The 12001-nt window shown below is 71.8% G+C and carries 9 protein-coding genes; 6 read left to right on the plus strand and 3 right to left on the minus strand.

What is annotated here, in order from left to right; genetic code table 11:
- Positions 1-10: 10 nt before the first annotated feature.
- Complete coding sequence (murJ, locus tag ABU113_RS05020) at positions 11-1531, minus strand: murein biosynthesis integral membrane protein MurJ (RefSeq protein ID WP_454558388.1); 1521 nt, start codon at positions 1529-1531, stop codon at positions 11-13.
- Positions 1532-1699: 168 nt separating this feature from the next.
- Here murJ and ABU113_RS05025 point away from each other — a divergent pair, with 168 nt between their 5' ends.
- Positions 1700-3871, plus strand: a complete 2172-nt coding sequence (locus tag ABU113_RS05025) for a methyl-accepting chemotaxis protein (protein WP_454558389.1) — start codon at positions 1700-1702, stop codon at positions 3869-3871.
- An 80-nt stretch (positions 3872-3951) separates the two neighbouring features.
- On the opposite strand, the gene ABU113_RS05030 is transcribed toward ABU113_RS05025, so the two are convergent.
- A complete protein-coding gene (locus ABU113_RS05030; RefSeq protein ID WP_454558390.1) occupies positions 3952-4959 on the minus strand; it encodes an NAD(P)H-dependent glycerol-3-phosphate dehydrogenase in 1008 nt (335 codons plus the stop codon).
- On the minus strand, positions 4956-6005 hold the full coding sequence (gene tsaD / locus ABU113_RS05035; protein ID WP_454558391.1) for a tRNA (adenosine(37)-N6)-threonylcarbamoyltransferase complex transferase subunit TsaD: 1050 nt from the start codon (positions 6003-6005) through the stop codon (positions 4956-4958). The genes ABU113_RS05030 and tsaD overlap by 4 nt, the downstream gene beginning before the upstream one ends.
- A 46-nt stretch (positions 6006-6051) precedes the next feature.
- Here tsaD and hemC point away from each other — a divergent pair, with 46 nt between their 5' ends.
- The 5 genes from hemC to ABU113_RS05060 all read left to right on the plus strand — a co-directional run bounded on the left by hemC (position 6052) and on the right by ABU113_RS05060 (position 11690).
- Positions 6052-6981, plus strand: coding sequence for a hydroxymethylbilane synthase (gene hemC, locus ABU113_RS05040; protein ID WP_454558392.1), 930 nt, complete (start codon positions 6052-6054; stop codon positions 6979-6981).
- Complete coding sequence (locus ABU113_RS05045) at positions 6981-7697, plus strand: uroporphyrinogen-III synthase (RefSeq protein ID WP_454558393.1); 717 nt, start codon at positions 6981-6983, stop codon at positions 7695-7697. The genes hemC and ABU113_RS05045 overlap by 1 nt, the downstream gene beginning before the upstream one ends.
- Positions 7698-7859: 162 nt before the next feature.
- Positions 7860-8948 carry a hypothetical protein gene (locus tag ABU113_RS05050; RefSeq protein ID WP_454558394.1) on the plus strand — a complete coding sequence of 363 codons (1089 nt, stop codon included), beginning with the start codon at positions 7860-7862 and terminating at the stop codon, positions 8946-8948.
- A gap of 10 nt (positions 8949-8958) precedes the next feature.
- Positions 8959-10224, plus strand: coding sequence for a hypothetical protein (locus ABU113_RS05055; RefSeq protein WP_454558395.1), 1266 nt, complete (start codon positions 8959-8961; stop codon positions 10222-10224).
- A 257-nt stretch (positions 10225-10481) separates the two neighbouring features.
- Complete coding sequence (locus ABU113_RS05060) at positions 10482-11690, plus strand: serine hydrolase domain-containing protein (RefSeq protein ID WP_454558396.1); 1209 nt, start codon at positions 10482-10484, stop codon at positions 11688-11690.
- Positions 11691-12001 lie beyond the last annotated feature (311 nt).

The raw sequence follows: 12001 nt of genomic DNA on the forward strand, positions 1-12001 counted from the left end.
GCCCAACTCCCTAGCGGCGGGACGGCAGCTTGCCTTTGAAGCCGAGCCACAGCGCGCCGAAATAGGCGATCGCGCCCAGCAGCGCGGTGCCGCCCAGTGCCGCCTCGGCGCGCAGGCGTGGCAGCTGGTAGGCCAGTTCGGCGATCGGCTGGGTGCCCAGCGCCAGCGCGACGGCCAGTGTGGCCGAGGCCGCTCCGATCACCAGGGCGCTGCGCTTGAAACGGCTGTCGAACGCGAACAGCCCGCGCCGGTGGGCCAGCCAGCCGACGATGCCGATGTTGAGCCAGGCGCCCAGCGAGGTCGCCAGCGCCAGGCCGACCTGGGCCAGCGGCCCCATCAGCACCACCTTCAGCGCCACGTTGGCGGCGATGGCGGTCAGCGAGGCCTTGAGCGGCGTCGCGGTGTCGCCCCGGGCGTGGAAGCTCGCCACCACCGAGCGGATGAGCACGAAGGCGACCAGCCCCAGCGCATAGGCGGCCAGCGTCTGGCCGGCGGCGGTCGCGGCGGCGGCGTCAAAGCGGCCGCGCTGGAACAGGCCGGTCATGATCAGGGTTGGTGTCATCAGGAAGGCGACCACGCACGGCGCCGCCAGCAGCAGGGTGAATTCCATGGCGCGGTTCTGCGCCCGCGCCGCGCCGTCCTCGTCGCCGGCGGCGATCTTCTTGGCCATTTCCGGCAGCAGCACCGTGCCCGCGGCAATGCCGATGACGCCGACCGGCAGCTGGTTGATGCGGTCGGCATAATAGAGCGCCGACAGCGCGCCGGTGCTGAGGAAGCTGGCGATGATGGTGTCGGCGAACAGCGCGATCTGCACCCCCATCGAGCCGATGGTCGCCGGCCCCAGCGCCTTGAAGAACTGGCGGGTGTCGGCGTCCAGCGCCGGTTTCAGCCAGCGCGGCGCCGCGCCGGCCCGTCTGGCGGCTCCCCACAGCAGGGCGAGCTGGGCGATACCGGCGGCCAGCACGCCCCAGGCGGCGGCATGGCCGACGGTGGGGAACCACCGCCACGACACCAGGCCGGCGATCATCATCACGTTCATCAGCACCGGCGCTGCCGCCGCCGCGGCGAAGCGCTCGCGCGCGTTCAGCGTGCCGGCCAGCACGGTCATGCAGGAAATCAGCAGCAGATAGGGGAAGGTGATGCGGGTCAGCTCCACCGCCAGCGCGAACTTGGCCGGGTCGGCGTCGAAGCCGGGCGCCAGCAGCTTCAGCAGCCAGGGCGTGGCGGCCAGCGCCGCCGCCAGCAGGCCGAGCTGGACCAGCAGTTGCAGCGAGAAGATACGGCTGGCGAAGCGCGCCGCCGCCGTCTCGCCCTCGGTGGCGCGGACCCGGCTGTAGCTCGGCACGTAGGCGGTGTTGAAGGCACCCTCGGCAAAGATCGCCCGGAAGTGGTTGGGCAGGCGGAAAGCGATCAGGAAGGCGTCCGCCACCGGACCGGCGCCAAGAATGGCGGCCATCAGGATGTCGCGACCGAAGCCGACGACGCGGCTTGCCAGCGTCCACGCGCCCACCTGCCCGATTTGCTTGCGCATTGCCTGCCCCTGCCCGGTTGAAACAACGTCCGGCTGTGCGTGCGCGCTTAGCCGATCGCCGCGCCAAGGTCACGCCGCAAGCGGTGCGGCTCGGCCCTGGTGGTTACGACGCGTTAATGCCTCTGCGACTATGGTCGTAGCGACTCAATGATTTAGGGAATTTCCACCATGTCCTTCCTGGCGCAGCTCAACCTGTCGCGCAAGCTGACCCTGCTGGTGGTCGCCATCAGCGTCGTCGGTCTGACGGCGATGTCGCTGTTGATCTCCAACCGTGTCGGTGATGCCGCGCGTCAGGACGCCGAACGCTACCAGCAGCAGCTGGCCAAGGGCACGGCGGGCGAGATTGGCGCCGACATCGATCACGGCTTTCAGGTGGCGCGCGGTCTGGCGCACAGCCTGGCGGCGCTGAAGGCGAGCGGGGTCACCGATCGCGCCGCCTTCGACGCGGTCCAGCGCGAACTGCTGGCGGCCAATCCGGCGTTGCTGGGCGTGTGGACCGGCTGGGAACCCGATGCGCTGGATGGTCGTGACGCCGAGTTCGTCGGCAAGCCGGGCCATGACAGCACCGGCCGTTACGTGCCCTACTGGAACCGTGGTGCCGGCAGCATCAATGTCGAGGCGCTGATCGACTACGACAAGCCGGGTGCCGGCGACTATTACCAGCTCGCCTTCAACAGCGGCCGGGAAGTGGCGCTGGAGCCCTACGTCTATGCCGTGGGCGGCAAGGACATGCTGATCACCTCGCTGGTGGTGCCGGTGCGGGTCGGCGACAGGATTGTCGGTGTCGCCGGCGTCGACATCGCGCTCGATACCTTGCAGCAGTCGATCGGCAAGCTGCGGCCGATGGAAACCGGCCGCGTCTCACTGGTCTCCAGCAGTGGCGCCTGGCTCGCCTATGGCAAGACGGATCAGCTCGCCAAGCCGGTGAAGGCGTCCGAACCGTCGCTGGCGGCGGCGGCCGCCGCCACCGCCCAGGGCCGGGAGACGACGCTGGTCAGCACGCTCGCCAGCCTCGGCGCCGAGGCCATGTCGGTGGCGGTGCCGATCGCGCTGGGTGACACCGGCAGCCGCTGGGGCGTGATTGTCAGCATCCCCGAGGCGACCATTCTGGCGCCGGTGCATCAGACCCGGATGCTGCTGCTGATCGTCGGTGTCATCGTCGCCGCCGTCACCGGGCTGGCGTGCTGGCTGGCCGTCGACCGCCTGCTGGGCCGTCCGCTGGGCGCCGTCACCAACGCCGTCGCCCGGATCTCGGGCGGCGCGCTGGATACCGTGGTCGCCGGTACCGAGCGTCGTGACGAGGTCGGTCAGCTCGCCCAGGCCATCGACGCCTATCGCCTGGCACGCCAGGACGAGGAGAAGATGCGCGTCGAGCAGCAGGCGATGCAGGCCGAACAGGAGCGGATGCGGCTGGAACAGCAGCGCATGGAGGCCGAGCAGGCCCGCCTGCGCGCCGAGCAGGAGGAAAGCCGCGCCGAGGCCGAGCGCCAGCGCCAGCAGGCGATGCAGACGCTTGCCGACGAATTCTCCCATGTGGTGGGCTCGATCGCCAGCCTGGTGTCGAGCGAGGCGGTGAAGCTGCAGGGCGAAGCCGCCGACATGAGCCGCACCGCCCATGCGACCTCCAGCCAGTCGACCACGGTGTCGGAGGCGGCGGACGATGCGTCGGCCAACGTCCAGACGGTGGCGACGGCGACCGAGGAACTGGCGGCGTCGGTGCAGGAAATCGGCCGGCAGGTGACGGTGTCGCGCGACATGACCCGGCGTGCCGTCGACGAGGCGGAGAACATGCAAGGTGAGTTCCGCGCGCTGGAGGAAACCGCCCGCAAGATCGGCGACGTCGTCGAGCTGATCAACCAGATCGCCAGCCAGACCAATCTGCTGGCGCTCAACGCCACCATCGAGGCGGCGCGTGCCGGCGACGCCGGCAAGGGCTTCGCCGTGGTGGCCTCGGAGGTGAAGAGCCTCGCCACCCAGACCGCCAACGCGACCGACGAGATCGCCCGCCAGATCGCCGACGTGCAGAACGCGGCCACCCGCTCGGTGGCGGCCATCACTGGCATCAGCCAGACCATCGGCCAGATGAGCGAGGTCACCACCACCATCGCGTCGGCCATCGAACAGCAGGGCGCGGCGACCCAGGAAATCGCCAGCAGCGTCCAGAATGTCGCTGCCGGCACCGGTCAGGTGTCGCACACCATCGCCGAGGTGCGGGAGTCCGCCCGCTCGGCCGGTCAGTCGGCGAGCGAGCTGCTGTCCAGCGCCGAGGCACTGGCCAGCCACGCCCATCGCCTGCAGACCCAGGCGGAAAGCTTCGTGGATCGCATCAAGGCGGCCTGAGGCCGCGGGGGCGTATCAAGGCGGCCTGAGGCCGCGGGGGCGTATCAAAGCGGCCTGAGGCCGCGGGAGGGCCGCCGCCGTCAGGGCTGCACGCGCTCGGCCTTGAACGGCCGGCGCAGCAGCCGCTCGATGGTGGCCTCGACGCCGGCGTCGTTATAGAGCAGATCGACCACCGCCTCGGTGATGGGCATGTCCACGCCGAGGCGGCTGGCCGCTTCCAGCAGCACCGGCGCGGTGTAGGCGCCCTCCGCCACGCTGTTGCGGCTGGCGAGAATGTCGTCCATCCGCTTGCCCTCGCCGATGGCGAAACCGAGGCTCATGTTGCGGGACTGTGTGGAGGAACAGGTGAGGATGAGATCGCCCAGCCCCGACAGGCCGGACAGCGTTTCCGCCTGCGCCCCCTTGGCCAGCCCGAAGCGCAGCATTTCCGCGTAGCCCCGGGTGATCAGCGCCGCCCGCGCGTTCTCGCCCAGCTGGCGTCCGGCGGCGACGCCACAGGCGATCGCCAGCACGTTCTTCACGGCACCGCCGACCTCCGCGCCGATCAGGTCGTCGCTCCAGTAGGGGCGGAAGGTGGTCTGGCCGAGCGCCGTCATCAGCTGATCGCCCATCGCCTGCGACTGGCAGGCCAGCGTGATCGCGGTGGGCAGGCCACGCGCCACTTCCGCCGCGAAGGTCGGGCCGGAGAGCACGGCCAGCGGGCGGCCCGGCGCCACCTGCGCCGCGACCTCGGTCATCAGCAGGCCGCTGCCCTGTTCGATCCCCTTGGCGCACAGCACCACCGGCACCCGCGCCGCAAGCACGGCGGCGAGATCGGCGAGCACGGCGCGCAGGAACTGGGCCGGCGCCACCAGCAGCAACGCGTCGCACGCCGCCAGGTCGGTGAAGGCGCCGGTCGCCCGCACCACCGGGTCGAGTGTCACGCCGGCGAGGTAGGTGCGGTTCTCGTGGATGGCGTTGATGTCGGCCACCACCTGCGGCTCGCGCGCCCACAGCACCACGTCACGTCCGGCGCGGGCGGCTACCTGGGCCAGCGCCGTACCCCAGGCGCCACCACCGACCACGCCGATTCGCTGCATCTCGCTCATGCCTTCACTCCTGCTCCTGGTGCCCGGGCGGCGTTGGGATCAAGCGGCCAGCGAGCGCGCGCCGGCGCGTCCAGGCCATCGGTCAGCCCCAGCCGGAACCGCTCCAGGCCTGCCCAGGCGATCATCGCCGCGTTGTCGGTACACAGCCAGCCCGGCGGTGCGATGAACGGCAGCCCCTGCCGGTTCGCCAGTGCTTCCAGACCCGCGCGGATGGCGCTGTTGGCGGCGACCCCCCCGGCGACCACCAGCGCCGTCACGTCCGGTGCCAGGTCGAGTGCGCGGCGGGTGCGGTCGAGGATGCTGTCGACCACCGCCGCCTGGAAGCTGGCGCACAGGTCGGCCTTGTCGGTGTCGTCGGGGGTGCCCAGCTTGCCGGCCTCGCGCAGCACCGCCGACTTCAGCCCGGCGAAGGAGAAATGTGGCTCCGCGGTGCCCTTGAGCGGGCGCGGCAGATCGAACCGGCACGGATCGCCGCGTCTGGCCCAGCGTTCCACCGCCGGGCCGCCAGGGTAGCCCAGCCCCAGCAGCTTGGCCACCTTGTCGAAGGCCTCGCCCGCCGCGTCGTCGATGGTGGTGCCGAGCCGGCGATAGGCGCCCACGCCCTCCACCCGCAGCAGCTGGCAATGGCCGCCGGAGACCAGCAGCAGCAGGTAGGGAAAGGGGACGTCGCCCACCAGTCGGGGTGACAGTGCATGGCCCTCCAGGTGGTTGACGGCGATCAGCGGCTTGCCGGTGGCCACCGCCAGCGCCTTGCCGGTGACCAGCCCGACCATCACCCCGCCGATCAGGCCGGGTCCGGCAGTGGCGGCAATGGCGTCGATGTCGGCGAGGCGCAGATTGGCGTCGGCGAGCGCCGCCTCCACCATCGGCGCCAGCCGTTCGGCATGGGCGCGCGCCGCCACCTCGGGCACGACGCCGCCATAGGGGCGGTGCTCCTCCTCCTGGCCGGCGACGCGGTTGGCGAGAATCGTCTTGTCGGCGCGCACGATGGCCGCCGCCGTTTCGTCGCAGCTCGACTCAAGCCCAAGGATGATCGTTTCGTCCAACGGCGGACCTCTCTATAAGCGGGGCCGTGCTTAACAGAGGTGCATCGTGTCGCCAAAGTCCAAACTCATACTCGGAACCCGGGGCAGCCCGCTGGCGCTGGCCCAGGCGCACATGGTGCGCCGGCTGCTGGCGGCCTCGCTCGCCCGTCCGGAAGACAGCATCGAGGTGCTGGTGCTCAAGACCAGCGGCGACCGCATTCAGGACCGGCCGCTGTCCGAGGTCGGCGGCAAGGGCCTGTTCACCCGCGAACTGGACGAGGCGCTGGAGGATGGCCGCATCGATCTGGCCGTCCACTCGATGAAGGACGTACCGACCCGGCTGCCCGATTTCATGGCGCTGGCGGCCGTGCTGCCACGCGAGGATGTGCGTGACCGCCTGCTGGGCGCGGCCAGCATCGCCGGCCTGGCGCCCGGCGCGCGCGTCGGCACCTCGTCGCTGCGGCGCGGCGCGCAGATGAAGGCGGCCCGGCCCGACCTTGTGATCGTGCCGTTTCGCGGCAACGTCGAGACCCGGCTGGCCAAGCTGGAGCGCGGCGAGGCGGACGCCACGCTGCTCGCCGCCGCCGGCCTCAACCGGCTTGGCATGGGGCATGTCGGCACGCCGGTCCCGGTCGACGTGCTGCTGCCGGCGCCGGCCCAGGGCGCGGTGGGCGTCACCGTGCGGGCCGACGACACCCCGTTGCGGGCGGCGGTGGCGGTCCTTGATCACGCGCCGACCGCCATCTGCGTGGCCGCCGAGCGGGCGTTCCTCGCGGCGCTCGACGGGTCCTGCCGCACGCCGATCGCCGGCTGGGCGCGGCTGGGCGCCGACGGTGGGCGACTCACCTTCTCCGGCCAGGTGCTGACCCCCGATGGCGCCCACGACGTTGCCGGCGAACGGGTCGGGTCGCCGGCCGACGCGGCGGCGATCGGCGCGGATCTGGCGGCCGATCTCAAGGCGCGCGGTGGCCCGGCGATCACCGCCCTGTTCGGCTGATGGCGCGGGTGCTGGTCACCCGGCCGGCGGCCGACAGCGCGCGGCTGGCGGCGCGGCTGCGCGCCGCCGGCCACACGGTGTGCGAGTCGCCGCTGCTGGAGGTGGTGCCGGTCGCCTGGACGCTGCCGGACCCGTTGCCCGAGGCGATCATGTTCACCAGCCGGCAGGCGCCGGCGGCGCTGGGTGACGTACCCGCCGTCCTGCGCGATCTGCCGGTGTTCCCGGTCGGGCCGGGGACGGCCGCCGCCGCCCGTGCCGCCGGCTTCACCGATGTGCGGGCCGATGGCGACGGCGATCAGCGCCGGCTGGTGGAGCAGGTGGCGGCCAGCGGTTCCCGGTCCGTGCTGTTCCTGTCCGGCGCCGAGGTGCGGGGCGATCCGGTCGGCGCGCTGGGCGCACTCGGCATCACGGCCGAGCGGCGAGTCGTTTATGAGGCCCATCTGGCGGAGACTTTCTCGCCCGAGGCCGGCGCGGCGCTGACGGGCAACGCGCTGGACTGGGTGCTGCTGTTCTCGCCGCGCACGGCGCGTCGCTTCCGTCAGCTCTACGAGGCGCTGGGGGGCGCGCGGCCCGGCATCCTGCGGCCTGATACGCTGCGGCTGGGCTGCATGAGCGCCGCCGTCGCCCGGCCGGTCCGCGACGGTGGCTGGCAGTCGGTGGTGATCGCGGAGGCCGCCACCGAGGCGGCGCTGCTGGCGGCGACGGCCCTTGCATAGCCTGCGCGTGGGTGCAGGATGTCAACGATACTGCCATCCTGGACGCGATTCAGGCTGTCATGATCGGGGTTAGACCTTGATTCACGCGCCAGGTCTCCCCTACCTGAAGCGATCATCGCCGGGGCGACACGCCTCGGGTCATCAGCCGGAGGGTATCGAGGAATGAGCGACCAGACGTCCAGCGATGATCCGCGGCTGTCGAGCCTTGCCGAAGAGGCGCGCGCCATGCGGGGCCAGGCGGTGCCACCGGCGGCACCGCCGCGCACGAGCAGTGGCTGGCCATGGGCGCTGACCGGGCTCGCCATTGCCTTCGCCGCCGGCCTGCTCGGCAACCCGTGGTTCGAGTCCAAGGTGCGGTCGTATCTGCCGGAAGCGCTGCGCCGGCCGGCGGCCAGCGCCGACACCAGCGGACTGGACAGTCGCCTGATGGCGCTTGAAACCCGCGTCGGTGCGCTGGAGGCCCGCCCGTTGCCGTCGGTGCCCCCGTTGCCGGCCGCCACCGAGCCGGCCGGGGTGCCCGCGGACACGCCGGCGCCGGCAATCGCTGTCGGCCCGGCGCTGGAGCAGCGGCTGGCGGCGGCGGAAGCCAAGCTCGCCGCGCTGGAGCAGGCGCAGTCGGGCGCGGCGCTGCAAACGCAGACGCTGCAGAGCGGGGTGACCGCGCTGGAAGGCAAGCTGGCGCAGCTGTCGACGCGGACCGAGGAAGGGATGACGGGCGTCAAGGCCGAGGCCGATCGGGCCCGCGGGTTCATCCTGCTTGCCGGTGTCCGCCGGGCGCTGGAGAGCGGGCGCGCCTTCCCGGCGGCGGTCACTTCGCTGGCGGCGCTCTATGGCGAGACCAATCCGGACGTGGCGGCGCTGCGCGCCGTGCAGGCCGGTGGGCCTACCTACCCGCAATTGCGCGCCCGCTTCCGGGCGCTGGCGCCAACGCTCGGCCAGACCGGCACCCCGGCCGGGGGAGGCTCCTCCTCCTGGTGGGATGAGACCAAGGCCGCGCTGACGGGCCTGGTGCAGGTCCGTCGTGCCGGCGAACCAGCCGGGGGCTCGTCCGGTGGCGCATCGGCCGGCGATGCCCTGGTGCGCGCCGATCGGCAACTGGCGGCCGGTGACCTCGCCGGCGCCATCGCGTCCGTCCAGTCGCTGCCGGCGCCCGCGCGCACCCGGGCGGCGGCCTGGCTGGCGCAGGCGCAGGCGCACCTGGCCGCTGTATCCGCGCTCGCACGGCTTGAAACCGCGGCCCTCGCCGGATGATCGAGGCGGCATGATCGCCCGCCTGGCCAAGGCGGTTATCGGCGCCCTGCTGGCGCTGGTGCTGGCGTGGCTGGCGGTCCAACCGGGATGGCTGGAGCTCAGGTGGCTCGGCTGGCATGTGGCAACAGCGCCGGGCTGGGCGTTGCTCGCCCTGCTGATCGTGCTGGCCATACCGCTGCTGCTGGGGCGACTTTACACGGCCATCCGCTATCGCTCCGGCCTGTTCGGCCCCGGACGGATGCTCCGACGGGCGCGGGCGGCGGAACTGCTGGCGACCCGGGCTCTGGCGGATCTGCTGCTGGCGCAGTCGGAGCGGGCGGCCGGTCAGGCGGCGACGGCCCTGGGGCGCGTCGCCGATGATCCACTGGCGCTGTTCGTCGCCGCCCGGCTGGGCGACAAGGTCGCGGCGGACCGGCTGGCCGCCGGCAAGGCAACCGCCCGGCTGGCGGCGATCGCCCGTTACCTGCACGCCCCGGGTATCGAGACCACGGCGCGACTGGTGGCGCTGGCGCCCGACAGTCCGGCGGCATGGGCGGCGGCGTTCGCTGAACACGCCCGCGCGGGCCAGTGGGAAGAGGCGACCGCCGCGCTCGACAAGTGGACGGCGCTCGACCCCGCCGACGCGGCGGCGATGGCGACCCGTCGGGCGGCGGTGGCGACCGCGGCGGCGCTCGCGGCCACCGATGACGAGGTGGCGACGGACTGGGCACGCCGGGCTGCCAGGGCGGCGCCCGGTTTCGTGCCGGGGGTGGTGATGGCGGCCCGCGGGCTGGCGGCCCGCGACAGGCGGCAGAAGGCGGCAAGTCTGATCCTGGCGGCGTGGGACATGGCGCCCCATCCCGAGCTGGCCGAGGCCTATGCCGCGCTTGACCCGACCGAGACCGCGCATCACCGGCTGGAGCGGTTCCGCGCCCTGGCGGCGTCACACCCCGACCACCCCGAAAGCCGGATGCGGCTGGCGGAAGCGGCACTGGGCGCCGGCGAGGCACTGGCAGCGCTGGAGGCGCTGGCACCGCTGCTGGCCGGCGCCCCGCGCGCCCGCGCCGCGCATCTGGCGGCCATCGCCCACCGGCAGCTGGGCATCGAGCCCGACCCCCATGCCCGCTGGCCGGAAGCGCTGGTTCACGGCGCCGCCGAACCCGACTGGCGGTGCGACGCCTGTCATGCGCACGCCCCCCACTGGTCGCTGGTCTGTCCGTCATGCGCGGCGGTGGCGACACTGGCCTGGACCGAGGTGCCGGCGGGCATGGCGGCGCCGCGTCGCATCGGGGGGTAGGCGCGCCGTCGGCCCGGACAGGCGGCAGGAGACGCCTAAATTGATTCGCAGGGCATACAATATCTTGTAGTCGGCGGGCGGCGACGCCTATACTCCCCGGTGTCGGTCAGGGTGGAGTAGCGGTAGCCATGATCCAGCAGCGGTGGCCAGGACGTCGATGGTCGGGGGCGCGGCTGATGCCCGCTGGCAAGGCCCTGGGGCGCTCCTTTGCCGCGTTGGCGTCGTCCGTTGTGGCGTTCGCGTCGGTTGCCGGCATCATGCTCGTGTCCCCGGTGGCCGCCGCCGCCGCGCCGGCCACGCCCGCCGTCGATCTCAGCCTGCCCCCTGCGCCGGGCAGCGCGCGGGCCGTCCGGCAGCAGACATTCGATGCTTTCCTTGCCGAACGCACCGCCAGCGGCGATCTCGTCGGCGTCTCGGTCGCCGTCGTCGACCATGGTCGTCTTGCCATGCTGCGTGGCTATGGGCATCGCAGCGTGTCGGGGGCCGCGGCGGTCGATGACAGGACGGTGTTCCATCTCGCCTCGCTATCCAAGACCTTCGCCGCCGGGCTTACCGGCATGCTGGTCAGGGATCGGGTGCTGGACTGGTCGACGCCACTGCGCGCCGTGCTGCCTGGTGTGTCGCTGGGCGCGCCACGATCGGGCCTGACCATCGGCGATCTGCTCAGCCATCGCACCGGCCTGCCGCCCAATGCCTATGACGACCTGCTGGAGGCGGGCGTGCCGGCGAGGGATATCCTGCCGCGGCTGGCCAAGGTGCCGCCCGCCTGCAAGCCGGGCACTTGCTATGCCTACCAGAACCTCACGTTCAACCTGGTGGCCGATGCCATCCAGGCCCGCACCGGCAAGAGCTATGCCGATCTGATGCGCCAGCGCATCTTCGCGCCGCTGCACATGGATCGTGCCTCGCTCGGATCGGCGGGTCTGCGCCACGACGACAACTGGGCGCGCCCCCATGTCCGGGCGGGTACTGGCTGGCGTGAAGTCGGCCTGCGTGAACCCTATTACGCCTTGCAGGCCGCCGCCGGTGTCAACGCCTCTGGTCGCGACATGGCCCAGTGGCTGCTCGCGCAGCTGGGCCGGATGCCGGCGGCCTACGCCCCGGATATCGCCGCGACGCTGCAGACGCCGCGCGTGAAGACGCCCAAGGATCTGCGCAGCCTGCGCAACCGCTTCGTCGATACGCGCGATGCCGCCTACGGCTATGGCTGGCGTATCTACGATATCGGCGGCACCCAGGTGGTCGCCCACGCCGGCACGGTGCAGGGCTATATCGCCCAGATCGCCTTCGTGCCGGCGCAACAGTCCGGCATCGTGATTCTCACCAATGCCTCCAGTCCGCATTTCCGCACCATCCTGCCGGCGTACATGGAGCTTTTCGTCGAGGGGGTGCGGCCGCAGGAACAGGCGCTGGCGCCGCTGCGCAGGCAGACCGCCGCGACCGCCACCCGCAGCGTGGTGCACTGAGTCACGCCGGTTGCCGGGCCGTCCTGGCGGTCCGGTCCCGAGTCCAGACGGAGTCGTGTCCCGATGTGGGGCAACGAGGCCCCGGGCGGTGGGGTGTCCGCGCCGCCAGCCTGGGACGCAGGCCGATGGGCCTTCAATAAATATATGAATTACAATTGGTTGGCGCGATTGCGGAAAAATGTCGTTTTTCTTTCAAGATTTGTTTTGACAGTTTGGTTTGGGGTTGGGTATATCGCCGCCTGTCGCTGACGCCGAGGGTGACTTCGGCGGGGAGGCGACTTCGCTCTTTCTCATTGTAGGTTTTTGAAGGG

This window comes from Parapedomonas caeni (assembly GCF_041060555.1).
Lineage (GTDB): Bacteria > Pseudomonadota > Alphaproteobacteria > Sphingomonadales > Sphingomonadaceae > CAUJIW01.

Bases quoted from the DNA above. Each gene is read 5' to 3' on its own strand.
- murJ (WP_454558388.1), bottom strand. From the start codon at position 1,531: ATGCGCAAGCAAATCGGGCAGGTGGGCGCGTGGACGCTGGCAAGCCGC.
- ABU113_RS05025 (WP_454558389.1), top strand. From the start codon at position 1,700: ATGTCCTTCCTGGCGCAGCTCAACCTGTCGCGCAAGCTGACCCTGCTG.
- ABU113_RS05030 (WP_454558390.1), bottom strand. From the start codon at position 4,959: ATGAGCGAGATGCAGCGAATCGGCGTGGTCGGTGGTGGCGCCTGGGGT.
- ABU113_RS05045 (WP_454558393.1), top strand. From the start codon at position 6,981: ATGGCGCGGGTGCTGGTCACCCGGCCGGCGGCCGACAGCGCGCGGCTG.
- ABU113_RS05050 (WP_454558394.1), top strand. From the start codon at position 7,860: ATGAGCGACCAGACGTCCAGCGATGATCCGCGGCTGTCGAGCCTTGCC.
- ABU113_RS05055 (WP_454558395.1), top strand. From the start codon at position 8,959: ATGATCGCCCGCCTGGCCAAGGCGGTTATCGGCGCCCTGCTGGCGCTG.
- ABU113_RS05060 (WP_454558396.1), top strand. From the start codon at position 10,482: ATGCTCGTGTCCCCGGTGGCCGCCGCCGCCGCGCCGGCCACGCCCGCC.